Consider the following 21,478-nt stretch of genomic DNA (forward strand, 5'->3'; position numbering starts at 1 on the left):
GCGCAACACGTGCGGCGCGCGAATCGGAGAATTGCAAATGCAGAAGATCCTCGTTGCTCGTCCCATTTTTCCGGACGTGATCGATCGCCTCAAACAGTATTTCGACGTGGACTGGAATCAGGGCGACGTGCTGCCCGCCGACGCGTTGAAGCAACGTCTCGCCGACAAGGACGGCGCGCTGAGCGCGGGCGATCCGATCGACGGCTCGGTGCTCGCCGCCGCGCCGCGCTTGCGCGTGGTGTCGAACATGGCGGTCGGCTACAACAATTTCGACATGGCGGCGTTCAACGCATCGAACGTGCTCGGCACGAATACGCCTGACGTGCTGAACGAATCCACCGCGGATTTCGGCTGGGCGCTAATGATGGCTGCGGCACGGCGCATCGCCGAATCCGAGCACTGGTTGCGCGCGGGCAAGTGGGGCAAATGGTCGTACGACGGTTTTCTCGGCGGCGATCTGTACGGCTCGACGCTCGGTGTGATCGGCATGGGGCGGATCGGCCAGGCGTTGGCGCGTCGCGCGCGCGGCTTCAACATGCAGGTGATCTATCACAACCGTTCGCGGGTCGCGCCTGAGATCGAAGCCGACCTGAACGCGCACTACGTGTCGAAAGAGGAGCTGTTGCGCCGCGCCGATCACGTCGTGCTGGTGCTGCCGTACACGAAGGACAGCCATCACACGATCGGCGCGGCCGAACTCGCGCTGATGAAGCCGAGCGCTACGCTGACGAATATCGCGCGCGGCGGCATCGTCGACGATGCGGCACTGGCCGAAGCGCTGCGCACGAAGCAGATTGCGGCGGCGGGGCTCGACGTGTTCGAGGGCGAGCCGTCGGTGAATCCGGCTTTGCTGACGGTGCCGAATGTCGTGCTGACGCCGCACATCGCGAGCGCGACCGAGGCCACCCGTCGTGCGATGGCGAATCTCGCGGCTGACAACCTGATTGCCGCATTGGGCGAGGGTCCGCGCGCGGGCAATCCGCCGAACCCGATCAACGCCGACGTGATGGGCCGGGCGCGTCAATGACGATGATTCTGCTGTTAGCGGCCGTCGTCGTACTGGCGGTCGCGTTGTTGATTGCAGTGGCAATCCTGTTGCGCGGTCGCGGTCGCGGCCACGATGACGACGACATGCACGCGATGTTCGACAGTCTCGCCGATCATCTCGCCGCCACCGGCGAAGCGCAGTCACGCTCGTATGAGCGGCTCGAACGCGAATTGCGCGGCGAAATCACGGAGACGGCGCGCGTGTCGCGCGTCGAGTTGAACGGCGGTTTCGCGCAGTTTCAGCAAACGCTCGCAGCGCAATTCACCAGCATGACGACGTTGCAGGCAGGCAAGATCGACGGCTTTGCGCAGCAACTCGTGAAGCTGACCGACACCAACGCGCAACAACTCGATGCCGTGCGGCTCAGCTTGCAGCAGCAGGCGCAACAGGCGCGTGACGAGCAGGGCGGCACGTTGAAACGTTTCGGCGACACGCTGACGCTGCAACTCGCGCAATTGACGGAAGCGAACGACCGTCGCTTCGCCGAAGTGCGCACGACCATCGAACAGCGTCTGAAAGACATCGAGGCCAATAACGCGACGAAGCTCGAGGAAATGCGTCGCACGGTCGATGAAAAGCTGCACGCAACCCTCGAGCAGCGGCTGGGCGAATCGTTCAAGCTGGTGTCGGACCGTCTGGAGCAGGTCCATCGCGGGCTTGGTGAAATGCAGACGCTGGCGGCGGGCGTCGGCGATCTGAAGAAAGTGCTGACCAATGTGAAAACGCGCGGCACATGGGGCGAAGTGCAACTCGAAGCCCTGCTCGAACAGTTGCTGACCGTCGATCAATACGCGAAAAACGTCGCGACGGTGCCGAAGAGCAACGACCGCGTCGAGTTCGCGATCAAGTTGCCGGGACGCAGTCAGGCGGGCGGCGATAACGAGCCGGTGTGGTTGCCGGTCGATGCCAAGTTTCCGCGCGAAGATTACGAGCGGCTGATCGATGCGCAGGAGCGGGCCGATCCGGCGGCAGTCGAAGAAGCGTCGCGCGCGCTCGAGCAGCGGATTCGCGCCGAGGCTCGCACGATTGCGGAGAAATACGTTTCGCCGCCGCACACCACGGATTTCGCGCTGCTATTCCTGCCGACCGAAGGGCTGTATGCGGAGATTCTTCGGCGGCCCGGTTTGACCGATATGCTGCAGCGCGACTATCGCGTGACGATCGCCGGTCCGACCACGCTGACCGCATTGCTGAACAGCTTGCAGATGGGTTTCCGCACGCTCGCCATCGAGAAGCGGTCGAGCGAAGTGTGGCAGGTGCTCGGGGCGGTGAAAACCGAGTTCGGCAAGTTCGGCGATGCTCTCGCGCGCACGAAATCGCAACTGGAAACGGTCACGCGGTCGATCGAAGCGGCCGAGACGCGCGCTCGGGTGATGAATCGCAAGTTGCGCGATGTCGAAGCGTTGCCCGGCGATGAAGCGGCGGGCGTGCTCGGAGACGCGCTGTCCGGCGCGGATGCGGACGAATAGGCGAACGCGGGTAGGGCTAGCGCGGCCGGCCGCGCGCAAAAAAAGCCGCGTATGCGGCTTCGAGATTTCTTGCGATTGGCAATGGCGTGGCGAATCAGCCGTTGCTGGCTTTGGCGCCGGTGGCCAGTTGTTCGAGTGCGTCGTCGGCGACGCGCACCACGCGCCAGTCGGGCATGATGGACGCGCCCATCTTCTCGTAGAAATCGATCGCCCGCTGATTCCAGTCGAGGACAGTCCACTCGAAGCGGCCGCATTGGCGTTCGACCGCGAGTGCCGCCACCCGCCTGAGCAGCGCGGTGCCCAGACCCGTGCCGCGTTGGTCCGGTTGCACGTACAGGTCTTCGAGATACAGGCCGCGCCGGCCGACGAAGGTCGAGTAGTTGTGGAAGAACAGCGCATAGCCGACCAGCTTGCCGGCTTTTTCCGCGACCAGCGCTTCGGCTGCCGGCCGCGCGCCGAACAGCGCATCGCGCAAGCCGTCTTCCGTCGCGACGAACAGGTGCGTGAGACTTTCGAACTCGGCGAGTTCGCGCATCAGCGACAGCATCGCGCCGACATCGGCGGACGTGGCTTCGCGGATCGTCGTCATTACGCCTCTTCCGGCGCGTCGGTCAGTTGAATTTCGATGCCGCCGAAGCGCGACGCCACCCAGTTGTACGCGTGGCAAGCGATCCACAGCAGGATAAAACCGAGGATGGCGTTCAGCAGCAGCGCGCTGAACACGGTGCTCAGTTCGACCGACCCGTAGCGGAAAAACGCGACCAGCACGCCCAGCAGCACGATCGGCACGCTGAACGTCAGGTACACCAGAATGAGCGCTTTCGCCGTTTGTCCCGGTGCAATGAACGAGATCTGTTTTTTCATGTAAGTCAAACCCGATGAACGTGGTAGTGGGGTGAACGGTTGAGATGATAAAGGCGGATCGGGCGGCGTGCTTCGCGATAACGCGAAGTCAGATCAGTCCGTCGAACAGCAGGATATCGACGGCTTCTCCGACGGCAAGATCGGATTGTTCGTGTCCGAGCATGATGAAGCAGTTGGCTTCGCTCATCGAACTGAGAACGCCGGAGCTTTGCGAGCCGGTCGGCGCGACGTGCCACTGACCGTGTGCGTCGCGTTCGGCGATGCCGCGCTGAAACTCGGTGCGGCCCGCGCGCTTGCGAATCGCGACGCGGCTGGCCGCGCGGATCAGCGGTACGGGTTGCGGCGTCGCGCCCGACATCAGCAGCAGCGCGTCGCGCACGATCTGGTAAAACGCGACCATCACCGCGACCGGATTGCCCGGCAAGCCGAAGAATAACGCAGGCGAACCGTCGCCGGGACGATCGCCGGACCAGACGCGGCCGAACGCGAGCGGGCGGCCCGGACGCATCGCCAGACTCCAGAACGCGACGTCGCCGAAGGTGCGCAGCATTTTCTTCGTCAGATCCGCTTCGCCGACCGATACGCCGCCCGACGTCAACACGACGTCGGCGCTGGCGGCGGCACTGCGCAATGCGGCTTCGAGCGCGTCGGGTTGATCGCGAACCACGCCGAGATCGAGTGCATCGACATTCAGCCGACGCAGCATCGCGAACAGCGTGTGACGGTTGCTGTCGTACACGCAACCGGGATCGAGCGGCTCGCCGAGCGAGCGCAGTTCGTCGCCGGTCGAGAAAAACGCCACTCGCAACCGGCGTCGAACCGGCACTTCGCCAATGCCGAGCGACGCCAGCAAGCCCAGATCCGATGCCCGCACGATCCGGCCCGCGCGCAACGCCGCGTGACCGCGCGCAAGATCTTCCCCGGCCCGGCGACGATTGGCGCCGCGCTTGACTGCATCGAACGCGAACTGGATGACGTCGCCTTCACGCGTGACCAGTTCTTGCGGGATCACGGTGTCGCAATCCGGCGGAATGCAGGCGCCCGTCATCACGCGCACGCATTGCGCCGCGGTGATGTGTTCGTTGAACGGATGGCCGGCGAGCGCCTTGCCGGCGACGGTCAGGTTCAGATGCGCGCTGGCATCCGTGCCGCGTTCGAGATCGAGGGCCGCGCTTTTGAATGCGTAGCCGTCCATCGCGGAGTTGTCGTGCGCGGGAACGTCGATCGGCGACACGATGTCTTCGGCGAGCACGCGATCGAGCGCATCGTGCAGCGGCACGCGTTCGACCACGCCGACGGGCGTGGCCCATTCGCGCACGATGGCTTGCGCGGACGGTACCGGTAATGCATCGGGGTCGTACTGAACGACGCAGCCAGAGAGTTCGTTGAGCGTGGTCATGGATGGAGGAGCGTCGCGGCCGGATGCGGGTCCGGCGGTCGCGCGACCGGAGCGGGAGTCAGCTGAATAGCCGATGCGTCAGCGATCTTCGAGCTTGCGCACCCGGCTGCGTTCGAGGTCGGCGAGTTCTTGTATCGAGTTGATATTGTAAAACGCGCGCTCGTCGGCAAAGGCGACTTCAACCGTCGTGTGGCGCGCGTACCACGCGCGAACCTTACGCTCTCCGGCGTCCAGAAAGGCGGCGAGGTCATCCGCGAGCGACGTGCGCAGCAACGCGAAGACGGGGTGCATCGAGTGATGTCCGTCGGTGCCGGTGGTGCGCACGGTGGCGATGTCGATGGGCGTATCGGCGGGTGCGTCGTTGAACGCGGCGGCCAGCCGGTCGGCGAGTTCGGCGGGAAATGAAGGCGTATCGCAAGGCGCGCTCAGCACGAACGGCGTGCGGGCGGCGCGCATGCCAGCCAGCAATCCCGCTAGCGGTCCGGGAAAGTCCGGCAAGGTGTCGGAGATCACCGATGCTCGGTAAGGCTGGCCCAAGTCGATGTAGGTTTCGCGATGACGATTGGCGCTGATCAGCAATGCGCCGCTCTGCGGCGCGAGCCGTCGCAACACATGCGCGGCAAGCGCTTCGCCATCGAGCATTTGCAGGCCTTTGTCGACGCCGCCCATGCGCAGGCCGCGTCCGCCAGCGAGTAGCAAGCCGGTGATCTGTTCGCGGGTGACGGTCATCGTGTGACGGCCGGATGGTGCGGCGTGACGGAGCGGGTTACCAAGCGTGGCCCGAAGTGGGATACGAAGCGGGATACGCAGCCCAACTCAGCCGCCGATATACGACATTTCGACCCGGCGCGCTTCGGTCGAGCGCGCGGCGGCGTCGCTGCCGCGAAGTTGCGAGTAGCGGTCGGCGCGCGCCTGCCAGATATGCGCGACGGCGCTTGCGACGTCGGCTTCGCTCGCGCCGCTGCGGATCAGCGCGCGCAGATCGTGGCCGCCGGACGCGAACAGGCACAGGTAGAGCTTGCCTTCCGTCGACAGCCGGGCGCGCGTACACGTGCCGCAAAACGCGCGCGTGACGCTGGAGATCACGCCGATTTCACCGCTGCCGTCGACGTAGCCCCAGCGTTGCGCGGTTTCGGCGGCGCTGTGCGCGTCGAGCGGGTGCAGCGGGAAGACGTCGTCGATCCGCGCGATCACGTCGGCGGACGGTAATACTTCGGTCATGTTCCAGCCGTTCGACGTGCCGACGTCCATGTATTCGATAAAGCGCAATACGTTGCCGCTGCCTTTGAAGTGGCGCGCCATCGGCACGACCTGTGAGTCGTTGGTGCCGCGCTTGACCACCATGTTGACCTTCACGGGCGCAAGTCCGACCGCTTGTGCTGCCTCGATGCCGTCCAGCACGTCGGCGACCGCGAAATCGGCGTCGTTCATCTTGCGGAACAGCGCGTCGTCGATCGCATCGAGGCTGACCGTCACACGGTTGAGCCCGGCATCTTTCAGACTGCGTGCTTTGCGTTCGAGCAGCGAGCCGTTGGTGGTCAAGGTCAGATCCAGCGGACGGCCTTCCGGCGTTTGCAGCAACGCCAGACGCTCGATCAGGAATTCGATGTTCTTGCGCAGCAGCGGTTCGCCGCCGGTCAGCCGGATTTTTTCGACGCCATGTGCGACGAAAAATACGCGCCAGCCGTTCGATTTCTTCGAAACTCAGCAGCGCGCTGTGCGGCAGGAACGCGTGATCCTTGTCGAACACTTCACGCGGCATGCAGTAGACGCAGCGGAAGTTGCACCGATCCGTCACCGAAATGCGCAGATCGCGCAGCGGCCGGCCGAGCGTGTCGCTCAGAACGCCGCTTGGCGCCAGCGCCGGACCGGCGATGACCGGCATGGTACTGACGTCGGTGAGTGGGATGATGCGTCGGGACATGATGGCTCTGACGATGCGTGGAACAGTTGGCTTTCATTCTAACGCAGCGCCGCTTCGCAAGCCTGGCGGAGGAGTACAGATTCGGGTAAGTCACAAGCCCGTCGACGTGCATTTTCGCGCTTTCGCCGACGCAAAAAAAAGCCCGCCGATAAAGGCGGGCTTTCTGGTGCGACGCTCGCAAACCGCGCGGGCGTCGCATTCGACGGCAGACTTCGCGGTTTATTGCGAGTGCTTGCCGGTTTCGACCTGTTGCATCGGCGCAGCGTCAACCGGCGGCAACGGCTTGCGTTCACGCGGCGCGCGCGCCGGTTTCACGCTTTGCGATGCCGCTTCCTGCGCGACGCGGAACTTGTCGGCGTCGGTATTGACCCACACCAGACCAGCCTGGTCCAGCACCGACTTCAACACTTCCGGCGACGTCGTTTGCGAAGCGGGCGCGGCGACCGGAGCTGCAACCGGAGCCGGAGCCGTTTCAACCGCGACCGGCGCAACCGCAGGCGCTTCGACCACGACCGGCTTCGATTCGATGATCTCGGCTTGCGGTGCCGGTGCGGCAGCCGGTGCTTCGACCACTTGAACCGGTGCCGGCGCTGCTTCGACGACGGCCTCGACAACCGGCGCGGCCGGTTGCGTTTCCACCGGCGTGACGCCGAGCGCTTCGACCGGCGCAGCTTCGACTTGCGTCGGCAGATGCGTTGCGGTTTCCACCGGCTTCACGGCTTCGATCACGACCGGCGCGACTGCTGCGACCGGTTCAGCCGCTTCCGTCACGACCGGCGCTGCCGGGGTTTCGACGGCTGCAGGCGCTGCTTCGACCGGAACGATCGCTTCGGCCTTGACCGCTTTTTCCACAGCCAGCGCAGGCGTTTCCGTGACAGCGTGCAGTTCGGTGACGACGGCCGTCTCCGTTGCGACAGCGGCAACGACGACTTCGACCGGCTTCACTTCCGACGCGACCGGCGCGGCTTGCGCAGCTTGCGCGACTTCACGCGTTTCGACCGGCTGTTCCGGCGACGACACGTGGGCCGGCGCTTCGGCGGCGGCTGTCAGCATGTCGTTTTCGCCTTCGCCTTCGGCGATATCGGCGGCCTGGTTGACGTTCATGCCGTCTTCTTCACGCTCACGACGACCGCCGCGACGACCGCGACGACGACGACGACGCTCTTCACCATCACGCGCCACGGCTTCCTGATCGCCCGGAACACCGCCATCGAGTACACCTTCCTGAACCGGCGTCGCGTCTTGCGCGAGCGCTTCGTTCGGGTTCAGTGCATCGACCGCGTCAGCCGGCTGGCGATTGCGACGTTCACGACGTTCGTTGCGTTCCTGACGCTCACCACGCGGTGCGCCGTCAGCCGTTTCAGCACGTTCCTGACCGCGTTCTGCGCGGTTGTCACGTCCTTCACGGGTTTCGCGCGGCTCGCGTGCTTCACGCGCGTCGCGCGGCTCACGGGATTCACGTGCGTCACGCGGTTCGCGGGACTCGCGTGCTTCACGCGGCTCGCGACCGTTGCGCGGTTCACGACCTTCGCGCGCTTCACGCGGCTCGCGGCCTTCACGGGCCTCACGACCTTGACCTTGGCCTTCACGTGTCTCGCGCGGCTCACGTGCTTCACGCGGCTCGCGACCTTCACGTTCTTCGCGACGTTGCGACGGTTGACCTTGACGGCCGCCCGAAGCGCCTTCGCCACGGCCTGCCGCGTCGCGGCCGCCGGTTGCGCCTGCGCCGCCACGACGATTGCGGTTGCGATCGCCGCCGCGTTCACCCGTACGCTCGCCGCGCTCGGTGCGTTCGCCGCGTTGCGGGCGTGCGGTCTTGTCGGCCGGAGCCGGGGTTGCCGGTGCCGGTGCAGCAGGCGCGACGCCGAACAGGTTCTTCAGCCAGCCGATGAAACCGCCGCTCGCCGGTGCCGCTGCGACAGGCGCCGCTGCGGGCGCTGCCGTGCGAACCGGTGCAGCCGGTGCCGGCTGCGCGGGCGCGAAGCCCTTCACGGCGGCTTCCTGCTTCGGCTTCACTTCTTCGGTGCGCTTGCTGTAACCGGTTTCCGATTCCAGTTCGCGTGCCGCTTCTTCGGCCATCTTCCACGATGCGCGCGGATCGTCGAGGCGTGCGTCATCGTGACGCAGGCGTTCGAGTTTGTAGTGCGGCGTGTCGAGATGCTTGTTCGGGATCAGGACGACGTTGACCTTGAAGCGCGACTCGATCTTGTTGATCTCGGCGCGTTTTTCGTTCAGCAGGAAGGCGGTGACTTCGACCGGCACCTGGCAATGAATCGCCGCGGTGTTTTCCTTCATTGCTTCTTCCTGAATGATCCGCAGTACTTGCAGCGCGGACGATTCGGTGTCGCGGATATGACCCGTGCCGTTACAGCGCGGGCAGGTCACGTGGCTGCCTTCCGACAGCGCCGGACGGAGACGCTGACGCGACAGTTCCATCAGGCCGAAACGCGAGATCTTGCCCATCTGCACGCGTGCGCGGTCGTGCTTCAGCGCGTCTTTCAGACGCTGCTCGACTTCGCGCTGGCTCTTGGCCGATTCCATGTCGATGAAGTCGATCACGATCAGGCCGCCCAGATCGCGCAAGCGCAGCTGGCGGGCGACTTCGTCGGCGGCTTCGAGGTTGGTGCGCGCAGCCGTTTCCTCGATGTCGGCGCCCTTGGTGGCGCGTGCCGAGTTCACGTCGATCGCGACCAGCGCTTCCGTGTGGTCGATCACGATCGCGCCGCCCGACGGCAGCGGAACCGTGCGCGAGTACGCGGTTTCGATCTGGTGTTCGATCTGGAAGCGCGAGAAGAGCGGTACATCGTCGTGATACCGCTTCACCTTGCTGACATTATCCGGCATCACGATGTCCATGAAGGCGCGTGCCTGGTCATGGATTTCGGTGGTGTCGATCAGGATTTCGCCGATGTCCGGCTGGAAGTAGTCGCGGATCGCGCGGATCACGAGGCTCGATTCCAGATAGATCAGCATCGGCTGACCGGTGGAACCGCTTTGCGACGCGGCTTCGATGGCGCGCCACAGTTGCATCAGGTAGTTCAGGTCCCACTGCAACTCTTCGGCGCTGCGACCGATGCCGGCCGTGCGCGCGATGATGCTCATGCCTTCCGGCAATTGCAGTTGCGCCATGGTTTCGCGCAGTTCCTGACGGTCGTCGCCTTCGATCCGGCGCGACACGCCGCCGCCGCGCGGGTTGTTCGGCATCAGGACCAGATAGCGGCCGGCGAGCGAGATGAACGTGGTCAGGGCAGCGCCCTTGTTGCCGCGTTCTTCTTTCTCGACCTGGACGATCAGTTCCTGGCCTTCGCGCAGCGCGTCCTGGATGCGTGCGGAACGCATGTCGACGCCGTCGCGGAAATACTGACGGGCGACTTCCTTGAACGGCAGGAAGCCGTGGCGGTCTTCGCCGTAGTTGACGAAGCACGCTTCGAGCGATGGCTCGATGCGGGTAATGATGCCTTTGTAAATATTGCCTTTACGCTGTTCGCGACCGGCGGTTTCGATGTCGATGTCGATGAGTTTTTGCCCATCGACGATGGCGACGCGCAGTTCTTCCTGCTGCGTCGCGTTGAACAACATTCGTTTCATTGAACGGCTCCAGAGCGGCTCAAACCTTGCCCGCGCCGTACGAGTGTCAGTCGCACGGTCGATGAGGGCAGCGGCATGCCGCACCTTGTGGTGTTTTACAAGTACGCTGGAGCGGGAAGAATGGCGGGAGAATTGCCTGAGAGGGCGGCGTCCGGAAATAACGGACACGCTGCCGCAGGGCACACGCGAACACGGCTTCAAATAACGGCACGACACGCCGTGGTAACTGCCGGCAGACCTTCATACACCTTCGTCCACTCGCGCCGGTGCGCCAACTGGGCGCGTGACCGGAGGGTCGAAGGTTGCGGTCATGCCGCAGCGGGAAGTTCGCGCAGGCGGCGCGTCTTTTCTCGCTCGGGGTGTCTCGCCTCATTTTGACGTCGCCATGTCTTGCACTTTCTACAAGACGCTATGGGCGCACGCCGTATTTTCGCAACGGCAGCACTGGCTGCGAAGGCGTCAGGCCATCCGCATACCGAAGCTCGCCGGTTAAATTCTTTTTTACCAAAATTCCGTTACCGTCGGAACCGGCCCTGACCGAACGCGCCTGTGGGCGCCGTCCCTGCCGGACATGATTCCGTGCGTACAACGTGTTGCATCTCATTATGCGGGTGAGCAACCAGACCCGGGCGCAAGTAAAATGACGGTTTATCGCTTGCACCTGCGCAATCCGCCAGAATACCGGACAATGCGCCGGCCGCCGCAGACTGCTGGGCAAATTATATTCAGAATGAAAGAGTTAGGCAAAATATCCCAGAAATCGGTCGCAAGCGACCAGGTCTCGATCCTCGAGATCGACGACAGCGCGGCCGGACAGCGCATCGACAACTTCTTGTTGCGCGTGTGTAAAGGCGTGCCAAAAAGCCATATTTATCGCATTTTGCGTAGCGGCGAAGTGCGTGTGAATAAGGGCCGGGTCGATGCGCAGTACCGGCTCGAACTCGGCGATCTGGTGCGCGTGCCGCCCATCCGGGTCGCCCAGCCGAGCGAAACGGCTCGTGCGCCGGTTCCCGCCGGACACTTCACGATCCTGTTCGAAGACGATCACATGCTGGTGATCGACAAACCGGCAGGCGTCGCGGTGCACGGCGGCAGCGGCGTCGCATTCGGCGTCATCGAGCAGTTGCGCGAAGCGCGGCCGGACGCGAAATTCCTCGAACTGGTGCACCGCCTCGACCGCGAAACGTCCGGCATCCTGATGCTCGCGAAAAAGCGTTCGGCGCTGGTCGCGCTGCACGAGCAGATTCGCGAGAACCGGATGGACAAGCGCTACTATGCGTGCGTCCATGGCGACTGGGCGAGCGATTGGGGACGTCGCCGGGCAGTGAAGGAGCCGTTGCACAAATATTTGACGGGTGACGGCGAGCGTCGCGTCCGCGTCCAGGCCGACGGCTTGCCGTCGCACACGGTGTTCAACCTGATCGACCGCTGGCCCGACTACGCATTGCTCGAAGCTGAACTTAAAACGGGTCGGACCCATCAGATACGCGTTCACCTCGCACATCTGGAGCTGCCGATCGTCGGCGACGCCAAATACGGGGATTTCGCGCTGAATAAAGCGCTCGCGCGCACCGACGCCAATCCCGGCCTTAAGCGAATGTTCCTGCACGCTTACCGGCTGAAGATCACGCATCCGGCCACGGGCGCCACGCTGCAGTTCGAGGCGCCGTTGCCGGCTGATTGCCGTCGCTTTATCGAGCAGCTAAAAGCAGCCAATAAGGGCTCAAATCCGGAGACGCACGCGCATGGCTAGAGAGCAATTCGATCTGATCGTCTTTGACTGGGACGGCACGCTGATGGATTCGACCGCGCATATCACGCGGAGCATCCAGGCGGCTTGCCGCGATCTGAGTCTGCCCGTTCCGGCTGACGAAGCCGCCAGTTACGTGATTGGCCTGGGTTTGCGCGACGCGTTGCAGATCGCCGCGCCGACGCTCGATCCGGCCGACTATCCGCGTCTCGCCGAACGCTACCGCTTTCATTATCTGGTGAAGGATCAAACCACCGAACTCTTCACCGGTGTGCGCGAGATGTTGCAGGAGTTGCGCGATACCGGCTATCTGCTGGGCGTCGCAACCGGCAAGAGCCGCGTGGGGCTCAACCGCGCGCTGGACCAGTCGCGGCTGACCAGCCTGTTCGACGGCACCCGTTGCGCGGACGAAACCTTCTCCAAGCCGCATCCGGCGATGCTGCACGAACTCACCCGCGAACTGGGGCAGGATATCGGGCGCACCGTGATGGTGGGCGATACGACGCACGATCTGCAAATGGCCGTCAACGCGGGCGCGGCGGCCATCGGCGTCACGTACGGCGCGCATCCGGCGGCGTCGTTGAGCGCACTTGCGCCGAAGTTCGTCGCGGATAGCGTCGGTTCGCTGTCCACTTGGCTGCGCGAGAACGCATGAGCGACGCCACGACCGACGCCGTGCGCGTCTGCGCATCGGGCGATCTGATCGACGGCGGCACAGGCGTACGCGTTGCCGCTAAATCCGGCGGCGGCGATGTGGTGGTCTTTTTCGTGCGTTTCGACGGACAGGCCTACGGCTATCTGAACCGTTGCGCGCACGTACCGATGGAATTGGACTGGGCCGAGGGTCAGTTCTTCGAATCGTCCGGTTTATACTTGATGTGCGCCACGCACGGTGCGATTTACGCGCCCGACACCGGCAAGTGTGTCGGCGGCCCGTGCCGTGGCGGCAAGTTGCGTCCCGTTCAGGTTGAAGAGCGGGATACCCCGGATGGCCGTGCAGTATTCTGGCTTCCGGACGGCGATCTGCGCCCGGCCACCCCCTGATTCTTTTACCTGTGAAGCATGGCCGACAATCTCACTCCTGATCCGAATCAACCGTCTTCGCCCGCGCGTGGTTCCGCGCCTGCCGGCGAACCCGGCTGGGAACGCGCTGCGCTCGAACGTATCGCGCTCGCGGCAATCACCGAGCAGCGCGCCGCGCGGCGCTGGAAGATTTTTTTCCGCTTCGTGTTTCTCGCGGTCGTTCTGCTGGTGGTCTGGGCTGCGCTCGACGTCTCCGGCGACAAGGTCGCGCCCACCGGTCGTCACACGGCTTTGGTGTCGTTAGACGGCGAAATCTCCGCAGATACCAATGCGAACGCCGAAGATGTGAACACGGCCCTCGACAGCGCATTCGAAGATGCAGGTACGGCGGGGGTGGTCTTGCGGTGTAACAGCCCGGGCGGCAGTCCGGTGCAGGCAGGCATCATCTACAACGAAATTCGTCGATTGCGCGCGAAATATCCGTCTATTCCGCTCTACGTGGTAGTGGGCGATATGTGCGCGTCGGGCGGTTACTACGCGGCGGCGGCGGCCGACAAGATTTACGTCGACAAGGCCAGCATCGTCGGATCGATCGGCGTGTTGATGGATGGTTTCGGGTTCACCGGCTTGATGGACAAACTCGGCATCCAGCGTCGTCTGCATACTTCGGGGGAGAACAAGGGTGCTTTCGATCCGTTCTCGCCGGAAACGCCGAAGATGGACGAACATGCACAACAGATGCTCGATCAGATTCACGCGCAATTCATCGCGGCGGTGCGTCAGGGGCGTGGCTCGCGGCTGCATGAAACGCCGGATATTTTCTCGGGCCTCTTCTGGACCGGCGAGCAGAGCGTCCAGCTTGGCCTCGCTGATGGTTTCGGCGATACCGACTACGTCGCGCGCGACATCATCAAGGCGCCGGATCTCGTCGATTACACGGTGAAGGAAAGCATCACGGATCGCGTCGCGCGCAAATTTGGGGCGTCAGTCGGCAATGCTGCGATTCACGCGATGGTCTTGGGCGGGAGGGTCGGTCTGCGTTAAGACCTGATTCATGTTTTCCGGCGCGCAGCGGCTCGCTATGCGCGCCGTAGGAACGGATGGCTGAAGGCGCGGCGTCGTGAGGGCGCCGCGCTTTTTTATGCGGTGGTCAAACCGCGAGCAGCAGAAAAATCGCCGGTCGCTTGTGAAGATCGAGGGCCGGGGCTTTTTTCCAGTCCATGACCGTCCGGCTGGCGATCGTTTCCGTGGGTAAGGTCAGATCCACGGCCACGCAAACCAGCGTCGACGGCGCGCAAGACGCCAGCAACGTGTCCAGCAGCGGCTTGTTGCGATACGGCGTCTCGATAAAAATCTGCGTCTGTTTCGCCTTGCGCGACTGCTGTTCGAGCTCGCGCAGGCGTTTGGCGCGCTCGGTTGCATCGACGGGCAAGTAGCCGTGAAACGCAAAGCTCTGGCCGTTCAGGCCCGACGCCATCAGCGCCAGCAGAATCGAGCTCGGCCCCACGAACGGTACGACCTTGACGCCGCGCTCATGCGCGCGACGCACCAGTAGGGCGCCCGGATCGGCAACGGCCGGGCAACCGGCCTCCGATACGAGTCCCGCGTCTGTGCCCGCGAGCAGCGGTTCGAGCAATTTGTTGATTTCGCCGGCCGGCGTGTTCACGTTGAGTTCGCGGATTTCGATGTCCTGGATCGGTCGGTCGGTGCCGACTTTCTTCAGAAATGCTCGCGTAGTTTTTGCGTTTTCGCCGATGTAGTAGTGCAAAGCCGCAGCTTTGGCGCGTACCGGTGCAGGCAGGACCAGGTCGAGCGCGTCGGCGTCGCCGTCGCCCAAGGTGTTCGGGATCAGATACAGAGTGCCGCTCATCGCGCCTCCAGAAGTGGATAACCGGTCGCCAGCAGCATCCGGGACAACGCGATCAGCGGCAATCCGACCAGCGCGGTCGGATCGTCGGATTCGATCGCGTCCAGCAGCGCAATGCCGAGACCTTCGGATTTTGCGCTGCCCGCGACGTCGTAAGGGGTTTCGGCACGCAGGTAGGCGTCGAGCGCGGCATCTGACAGATTCCGAAAGTGCACGCGGGTGATGACGTCGAGCGTCTGCGCCTCGCCCGAGCGCGTGTCGAGCAGGCAAAGCGCGCTGTGGAACAGCACTTCGCGACCGCGCATGGCTTGCAGTTGCGCGAGCGCCTTGTCGTGCGTGCCCGGCTTGCCGATTTGCAGGCCGTCGAACGTCGCGACCTGATCCGAACCGATGATCAGCGCGGCGTCTGGCGCGTTTTCGTTGCTCAGGCGGTGCGCGACGGCGCGCGCTTTCGCTTCGGACAGCCGCATGGCCGTCGCTTCGGGCGATTCGCCATCGAGCGGCGTTTCGTCGATCGCAGGGACGATCACGTCGAACGGGATGCGCAGGCGCTCGAGCAACTCGCGACGGTAGGGGGAGCTCGACGCCAGAATCAGGCGCGGCGGGCGATTAGGGGAATCCGGCATGGTGGACCAAACGGCAGGTGGGGCGGGCCTCGCGACGCTTTGCGCGTGAGGGCTTAAGTGTTTGACTCGAAAAGATAAACGGGATATAATTTTGGGCTTTTCATCGGTGTCCTATTGCGCGCGCGGCGAGTTTGCGCGGTTCCATCACGGTTCCCAGGCAGTCTCAAAGCAAGACTCGAAGCGGTTCCGGGCGCGTAAAGTGGAAGCGGTTAGGGCCGGCCCTGGTAGTCAAGGTTGGCACCAAAGCCCGTACACTGAATGACCGATTGACCCCCGGCGAAATCATCGCCGACGCAGGAGCGCACATGACTGAACATCCTGGCAAACCTGCTGGCCACGTCGATCCGCGTGATCTCGATATTTTCGAATTCGCTCGGAGCGCACGCCAGGCTGCGGGTGTCGTGCGCGTCTCGCAACTGCCGCGCATGTTAAACGAAGTCCCGGCGGATGCGCCAGATCGCGATGCCGCGTTCACCTGGCAGGCTGAAGGCTCGACGCAACCTGAATTGCAGGACGATGGCACCGAGGGTCCGCAGCCGTATTTGCGGCTCGCGCTTCACGGTGCGGCATGGCTCACGTGCCAACGGTGTTTGACGCCGTACAATCAGGCGTTCAACGCCGATGCAATTTACCGGATCGTCAACACGGAAGCGGAAGCCGACGAATTTCCGTTGGACGAAGATGAAGTGGATGTGATCGTGGGCTCGCGCCAGTTCGATCTCGTCGACTTGATCGAGGAAGAGTTGCTGCTCACCATACCGCTGGTGCCGAAACACGAAGTTTGTCCCGAAGTCCACGAGAGTCTCGTGTCGGGCGTGAGCGGTGCCGACGGTGAGGATGAAGAGGCGGCGGCGGACGAGGCAGGTGCGGGCGATGAGCCCGAACGGCCGAATCCGTTTGCGGCACTCGAAGGCTTGAAACAAGGTGGTTCTGGCGGCAAGAAGCACTGAACAGTTGCAGGGTAGCGCGATGCGGCGCATTGGCCTTTTGGTCAGTGGCAGAGACCGGATCGGGCTGTGTTAGAATTCGGAAAATTTTTAGGAGTTAGTCATGGCAGTTCAGCAAAACAAGAAGACGCCGTCGAAGCGCGGCATGCACCGTTCGCACGATTTCCTGACGGCAGCGCCGCTGGGAATCGAACCGGCTACGGGTGAAGTGCATCTGCGTCACCACATCAGCCCGAATGGTTATTATCGCGGCAAGAAAGTTGTCAAGACGAAGAACGACTAATCGCTACACTGCGATGCGCCCTTTGGCGTTTCGCGTGGCGATCGGCTCGCTTGACATTTTCCCGGCTCAGCAAAAAGGCGGCATTCAACTGCCGCTTTTTTGTGCCTGAAATTCGTCGCACTCCATGACTGTAAAGCTCACGATAGATTGCATGGGGGGCGACCACGGCCCGTCCGTGACCGTTCCCGCCGCCGTCAATTTCGTCCGGTCGCATCCCGATGCGCAGTTGCTGCTCGTCGGTATTGAAACTGCGATCCGTACGCAATTGAAGAAGCTGAAGGCGCAGGACAATCCCGCGCTGACAGTCGTGCCCGCGTCCGAAATCGTCACTATGGACGATCCGGTTGAGGTGGCACTGCGCAAGAAGAAAGACTCGTCGATGCGCGTGGCGCTTAATCGCGTCAAGGAAGGCGAGGCGCAAGCCTGCATCTCCGCCGGCAATACCGGCGCGCTGATGGCGGTCTCCCGTTATGTGCTCAAAACCTTGCCTGGCATCGAACGCCCGGCAATTGCTTTTGCGTTGCCCAATCCGACCGGCTACACGATGATGCTCGACCTCGGCGCCAACGTCGATTGCGAGCCGCAGCATCTGTTGCAGTTCGCCGAGATGGGGCATGCGCTGGTCGCCGCGCTGGAAGGCAAGGATCGTCCGACGATCGGCTTGCTGAATATCGGCGAAGAAGTGATCAAGGGCAACGAAACCATCAAGCGCGCAGGCGAGTTGCTGCGCGCCAGTACGCTGAACTTCCGCGGTAACGTCGAAGGCAACGACATCTTCAAGGGCACCGTCGACGTGATCGTCTGCGATGGCTTCGTCGGTAATGTCGCGCTTAAGACGTCGGAAGGTCTCGCGCAGATGCTGACCAATATCATCAAGGAAGAGTTCGGCCGCTCGTGGCTGACCAAGGTGATGGCCGTGCTCGCGTTGCCGGTTTTGCTGCGCTTCAAGAAGCGCGTCGACCATCGGCAATACAATGGTGCAGCGTTGCTCGGTTTGCGTGGCCTGGTCATCAAAAGCCACGGTTCCGCGGACGCCTACGCGTTTGAGTGGGCAATCAAACGCGGGTATGATGCCGTCAAAAACGGCGTGCTGGAACGCCTCGCGCGAGCGATGGAGGACAATGCGGGTCCTCTGGAGCAGGCGGCTCGTGATCCAGGCGTGTCGGGCGGTGCGGGGACTGCAAGTCCCGTTGCCGGCCAGCCAGCCGAGCCCTACGCTGCGCTATCTTCGAAGGCATAATGGCTCAAACAACACTGTATTCCCGCGTGTTGGGCACCGGCAGCTACCTGCCGCCCAACCGCGTCACCAATCAGGATCTGGCTGAACGTCTCGCCAGCCAGGGCGTCGAGACGAGCGACGAATGGATTGTCGCCCGCACGGGCATCCATGCGCGTCACTTCGCCGATCCCGATGTCAGCACCAGCGATCTCGCACTGATCGCCGCGCAACGCGCAATCGAAGCCGCTGACATCGATCCCCAATCCATCGATCTGATCATCGTCGCAACGTCCACGCCGGACTTCGTGTTTCCGAGCACGGCGTGCCTGTTGCAGAACAAGCTCGGCATCAAGAATCACGGCGCCGCGTTCGACGTCCAGGCGGTGTGTTCGGGCTTCGCTTACGCGGTCGCGACCGCCGACAGCTTCATCCGCAGCGGTCAGCACCGTACCGCGCTGGTGATCGGCGCCGAAACGTTCTCGCGGATCCTCGATTTCAACGACCGCACGACCTGCGTGCTGTTCGGCGATGGCGCCGGTGCCGTGATCCTGTCGGCGTCGGAAGAGCCGGGCGTGCTGGCCAGCGCATTGCATGCGGACGGCAGCCACTCGAACATTCTGTGCACGCCGGGCAATGTGAACGGCGGGATCGTCGCCGGCAGCGCTTTCCTGCATATGGATGGGCAGGCAGTGTTCAAGCTGGCCGTCAACGTGCTCGAAAAGGTCGCGGTCGAGGCGCTGGAAAAAGCCAATCTGACTGCAGACCAGATCGATTGGCTGATACCGCACCAGGCCAATATCCGTATCATGACCAGTACCTGCCGCAAACTCGGTTTGCCGCAGGAACGCATGGTCGTCACAGTGGGCGAGCACGGCAACACGTCGGCTGCGTCCATTCCGCTTGCGCTTGACGTCGCGGTTCGCGACGGTCGCATCAAGCGCGGCCAGAACGTCCTGATCGAGGGCGTCGGCGGCGGCTTCACGTGGGGCGCGTCGGTCATTCGTTATTGATCCGGCCAAGGTCGTTGCCGCGCGGCGCAAAGCGTCACGCGGCGCGTCCGTGCGTGCATCGTGTTTTGAGATGTGTCATTAAGTGCATCCATCATGCGCGCCACCCACATCTGAACTCATCGAATTTGGGGACGATATGAAATTCGCCTTCGTTTTTCCCGGCCAGGGTTCGCAGTCGGTCGGTATGCTCAACGCGTTCGCCGATCACGCTATCGTGCGCGAAACGGTCCAGGAAGCGTCCGACGCATTGGGCCAGGATCTCGGCAAGCTGATCGCCGAAGGTCCGGCCGAGGATCTGAACCTCACCACCAACACGCAACCGGTCATGCTGACGGCCGCCTACGCGATGTATCGCGCGTGGCAGCAGGCCGGCGGCCCGGCGCCCGCAATTGTCGCGGGCCACAGCCTCGGTGAATACACGGCGCTGGTCGCGGCCGGCGCCATCGCGTTTCGCGATGCTGTGCCGCTCGTGCGGTTCCGCGCGCAAGCCATGCAAACGGCGGTTCCGGTCGGCGAAGGCGGCATGGCCGCGATTCTCGGTCTCGACGACGACACCGTCCGTGCGGTCTGCGCGGAAGCATCGGTGGCGGGCATCGTCGAAGCCGTCAACTTCAACGCGCCGGCGCAGGTCGTGATCGCGGGTCAGAAGGCGGCGGTCGAGAAAGCCTGCGAAGTGGCGAAGGCGAAGGGCGCGAAGCGCGCGTTGCCGCTGCCGGTATCGGCGCCGTTCCATTCGTCGCTGCTCAAGCCGGCGTCGGACCAACTCCGCGAATACCTGGCGAGCGTCAACGTTCAGGTGCCGCAGATTCCTGTGATCAATAACGTCGACGTCGCGATCGTCAACGAACCGGCCGCCATCAAGGACGCGCTGGTTCGCCAGGCGGCGGGCGCGGTACGTTGGGTCGAATGCGTGCAGGCAATGGCGGCGCAGGGCGTCTCGCACATCGTCGAATGCGGGCCGGGCAAGGTCCTTGCGGGTTTGACCAAGCGTATCGACGGTACGTTGACGGGCGTCTCGGTGTTCGATCCCGCATCGCTCGAAGAAACGCTGAAGCTCGTGACGGCAGCCTGAGCGCTGCGCGCGGCTACACACGTCTCCAATCCGCCTGCAAAGGCAATCCGGACTGACAAGATGGAAAAGACTCTCGACAAGCAGATCGCGATCGTCACCGGCGCTTCGCGCGGTATCGGTCGCGCGATTGCGCTGGAACTGGCGCGCCAGGGCGCGACGGTAATCGGCACGGCCACCAGCGAAAGCGGCGCGCAGGCTATCACCGAAGGCTTCAAGGCCGAAGGCGTGAACGGCCACGGTGCGGTGCTGAACGTCAACGACGCAGCCGCAACCGACGCGCTGATCGACGGCACGGTGAAGGAATTCGGCGCGCTGCACGTGCTGGTGAACAACGCGGGCATCACGCAAGATCAACTCGCGATGCGCATGAAAGACGAAGACTGGGACGCGGTGATCGACACCAACCTGCGTTCGGTCTTCCGTCTGTCGCGCGCCGTGCTGCGCCCTATGATGAAAGCGCGCGGTGGCCGCATCATCAACATCACGTCGGTGGTCGGCTCGTCCGGCAACGCGGGTCAGGCCAACTACGCCGCCGCGAAGGCCGGTGTGGCCGGCATGACGCGCGCGTTGGCACGCGAGATCGGTAGCCGCGGTATCACGGTGAACTGCGTCGCGCCCGGCTTTATCGACACCGACATGACGAAGACCTTGCCGGAAGAGCAGCAGACCGCGCTTAAGGCACAGATTCCGCTTGGCCGTCTGGGCAGCCCGGAAGACATCGCGCACGCCGTCGCATTTCTCGCGTCGCCGCTGGCTGGCTACATCACCGGCACGACGCTGCATGTGAACGGCGGGATGTATATGTCGTAACCGAATTCGGTTACTATCCGCGCCTTGATGCGTTAGCAAAAGCGTAAGGCGCATGCCTCGACACGAACCTTGTGCGTGCTTTTTTACAGAAGCAAACCTGATAAAATGCGCGCACCTGTATTTTTGAACTTACTTTTCCCTTGGAGGGGTTAATGGACAACATCGAACAGCGCGTGAAGAAGATCGTCGCAGAACAACTGGGCGTCGCAGAAGCCGAAATCAAGACGGAAGCTTCGTTCGTGAACGACCTCGGCGCCGACTCGCTCGACACCGTGGAACTCGTGATGGCCCTCGAAGACGAATTCGGCATGGAAATTCCGGATGAAGAAGCCGAGAAGATCACGACCGTTCAACAGGCGATCGACTACGCTCGCGCGAACGTCAAGGCCTAAGGTCATTCGCGCACGCATCGCAGCGTTGGTAGCGTATGACGCCCTGTCGCGCCGGTTTCTGGCGTCAGCGGGGTTCGTGCTATTCCCGCTGCCGGCGCGAGCGATGCCGCATGCGCATGTCTCTGCGCTGCCGGATTAACAGCCACAGAGCTTACGGGTCTGATGCCCGTGGTCGCTGTGGCTTTTG

The 21,478-nt window shown here is 63.3% G+C and carries 20 protein-coding genes and 1 pseudogene; 13 read left to right on the plus strand and 8 right to left on the minus strand.

The annotated features are described in order from the left end of the window. Positions 1 to 37: 37 nt before the first annotated feature. The gene (locus tag PW947_RS24975) at positions 38 to 1,027 is read left to right on the plus strand and encodes a D-glycerate dehydrogenase (RefSeq protein WP_299635066.1); all 990 of its coding nucleotides are present in this window, start codon (positions 38 to 40) and stop codon (positions 1,025 to 1,027) included. Beyond that, complete coding sequence (rmuC, locus tag PW947_RS24980; RefSeq protein ID WP_299635067.1) at positions 1,024 to 2,517, plus strand: DNA recombination protein RmuC; 1,494 nt, start codon at positions 1,024 to 1,026, stop codon at positions 2,515 to 2,517. Before PW947_RS24975 ends, rmuC begins: the two co-directional genes overlap by 4 nt. Before the next feature lie 94 nt (positions 2,518 to 2,611). Here the strand turns inward: rmuC and PW947_RS24985 are convergent, their stop codons facing one another. The 6 genes and pseudogenes from PW947_RS24985 to PW947_RS25010 form a co-directional block, all read right to left on the minus strand. Next, positions 2,612 to 3,106 (minus strand): GNAT family N-acetyltransferase, encoded by a 495-nt coding sequence (locus PW947_RS24985; protein WP_299635068.1) that lies wholly within the window; start codon positions 3,104 to 3,106, stop codon positions 2,612 to 2,614. Further along, complete coding sequence (locus PW947_RS24990) at positions 3,106 to 3,381, minus strand: hypothetical protein (protein WP_299635069.1); 276 nt, start codon at positions 3,379 to 3,381, stop codon at positions 3,106 to 3,108. Before PW947_RS24990 ends, PW947_RS24985 begins: the two co-directional genes overlap by 1 nt. A gap of 88 nt (positions 3,382 to 3,469) precedes the next feature. After that, positions 3,470 to 4,780 carry a gephyrin-like molybdotransferase Glp gene (gene glp, locus PW947_RS24995; RefSeq protein ID WP_299635070.1) on the minus strand — a complete coding sequence of 437 codons (1,311 nt, stop codon included), beginning with the start codon at positions 4,778 to 4,780 and terminating at the stop codon, positions 3,470 to 3,472. Between the two features lie 78 nt (positions 4,781 to 4,858). Then, a complete protein-coding gene (gene mobA / locus PW947_RS25000) occupies positions 4,859 to 5,509 on the minus strand; it encodes a molybdenum cofactor guanylyltransferase MobA (protein WP_299635071.1) in 651 nt (216 codons plus the stop codon). An 87-nt stretch (positions 5,510 to 5,596) separates the two neighbouring features. Continuing rightward, positions 5,597 to 6,704 (minus strand): annotated as a pseudogene (gene moaA / locus PW947_RS25005) (GTP 3',8-cyclase MoaA). 219 nt (positions 6,705 to 6,923) lie between these two features. After that, complete coding sequence (locus PW947_RS25010; RefSeq protein WP_299635072.1) at positions 6,924 to 10,292, minus strand: Rne/Rng family ribonuclease; 3,369 nt, start codon at positions 10,290 to 10,292, stop codon at positions 6,924 to 6,926. 730 nt (positions 10,293 to 11,022) lie between these two features. On the opposite strand from PW947_RS25010, the gene PW947_RS25015 reads away from it, so the two are divergent. Genes PW947_RS25015 through PW947_RS25030 form a run of 4 tightly spaced genes read left to right on the plus strand, consistent with a single transcriptional unit; the run spans position 11,023 to position 14,109 of the window. Then, positions 11,023 to 12,045 (plus strand): RluA family pseudouridine synthase, encoded by a 1,023-nt coding sequence (locus PW947_RS25015; protein ID WP_299635073.1) that lies wholly within the window; start codon positions 11,023 to 11,025, stop codon positions 12,043 to 12,045. Continuing rightward, positions 12,038 to 12,697: an HAD-IA family hydrolase gene (locus PW947_RS25020; RefSeq protein WP_299635074.1), complete on the plus strand. Its 660-nt coding sequence runs from the start codon at positions 12,038 to 12,040 to the stop codon at positions 12,695 to 12,697. Before PW947_RS25015 ends, PW947_RS25020 begins: the two co-directional genes overlap by 8 nt. Continuing rightward, positions 12,694 to 13,086, plus strand: coding sequence for a Rieske 2Fe-2S domain-containing protein (locus tag PW947_RS25025; RefSeq protein ID WP_299635075.1), 393 nt, complete (start codon positions 12,694 to 12,696; stop codon positions 13,084 to 13,086). The genes PW947_RS25020 and PW947_RS25025 overlap by 4 nt, the downstream gene beginning before the upstream one ends. 18 nt (positions 13,087 to 13,104) lie before the next feature. Next, entirely contained in the window at positions 13,105 to 14,109 is a 1,005-nt protein-coding gene (locus PW947_RS25030; RefSeq protein ID WP_299635076.1) for a S49 family peptidase, read from the plus strand. 106 nt (positions 14,110 to 14,215) lie between these two features. On the opposite strand, the gene PW947_RS25035 is transcribed toward PW947_RS25030, so the two are convergent. Both PW947_RS25035 and PW947_RS25040 read right to left on the minus strand, forming a co-directional pair. Next, on the minus strand, positions 14,216 to 14,935 hold the full coding sequence (locus tag PW947_RS25035; RefSeq protein ID WP_299635077.1) for an SAM-dependent methyltransferase: 720 nt from the start codon (positions 14,933 to 14,935) through the stop codon (positions 14,216 to 14,218). Continuing rightward, positions 14,932 to 15,558, minus strand: a complete 627-nt coding sequence (locus PW947_RS25040) for a Maf-like protein (protein WP_299635078.1) — start codon at positions 15,556 to 15,558, stop codon at positions 14,932 to 14,934. The genes PW947_RS25035 and PW947_RS25040 overlap by 4 nt, the downstream gene beginning before the upstream one ends. 305 nt (positions 15,559 to 15,863) lie before the next feature. On the opposite strand from PW947_RS25040, the gene PW947_RS25045 reads away from it, so the two are divergent. The 7 genes from PW947_RS25045 (at position 15,864) to acpP (ending at position 21,291) form a co-directional block, all read left to right on the plus strand. Beyond that, on the plus strand, positions 15,864 to 16,508 hold the full coding sequence (locus PW947_RS25045) for a DUF177 domain-containing protein (protein WP_299636007.1): 645 nt from the start codon (positions 15,864 to 15,866) through the stop codon (positions 16,506 to 16,508). A gap of 100 nt (positions 16,509 to 16,608) precedes the next feature. Further along, complete coding sequence (rpmF, locus tag PW947_RS25050) at positions 16,609 to 16,788, plus strand: 50S ribosomal protein L32 (RefSeq protein WP_299635079.1); 180 nt, start codon at positions 16,609 to 16,611, stop codon at positions 16,786 to 16,788. 124 nt (positions 16,789 to 16,912) lie between these two features. After that, the gene (gene plsX, locus PW947_RS25055; protein WP_299635080.1) at positions 16,913 to 18,028 is read left to right on the plus strand and encodes a phosphate acyltransferase PlsX; all 1,116 of its coding nucleotides are present in this window, start codon (positions 16,913 to 16,915) and stop codon (positions 18,026 to 18,028) included. Further along, positions 18,028 to 19,017 carry a beta-ketoacyl-ACP synthase III gene (locus tag PW947_RS25060; protein WP_299635081.1) on the plus strand — a complete coding sequence of 330 codons (990 nt, stop codon included), beginning with the start codon at positions 18,028 to 18,030 and terminating at the stop codon, positions 19,015 to 19,017. Before plsX ends, PW947_RS25060 begins: the two co-directional genes overlap by 1 nt. A 136-nt stretch (positions 19,018 to 19,153) precedes the next feature. Then, complete coding sequence (gene fabD, locus PW947_RS25065) at positions 19,154 to 20,089, plus strand: ACP S-malonyltransferase (RefSeq protein WP_299635082.1); 936 nt, start codon at positions 19,154 to 19,156, stop codon at positions 20,087 to 20,089. A gap of 60 nt (positions 20,090 to 20,149) precedes the next feature. Next, positions 20,150 to 20,899, plus strand: coding sequence for a 3-oxoacyl-ACP reductase FabG (gene fabG, locus PW947_RS25070; RefSeq protein WP_299635083.1), 750 nt, complete (start codon positions 20,150 to 20,152; stop codon positions 20,897 to 20,899). 152 nt (positions 20,900 to 21,051) lie between these two features. Then, on the plus strand, positions 21,052 to 21,291 hold the full coding sequence (acpP, locus tag PW947_RS25075) for an acyl carrier protein (RefSeq protein ID WP_014897657.1): 240 nt from the start codon (positions 21,052 to 21,054) through the stop codon (positions 21,289 to 21,291). Positions 21,292 to 21,478 lie beyond the last annotated feature (187 nt).

The sequence above is a fragment of the Paraburkholderia sp. genome (genome assembly GCF_028283785.1).
GTDB lineage: Bacteria > Pseudomonadota > Gammaproteobacteria > Burkholderiales > Burkholderiaceae > Paraburkholderia.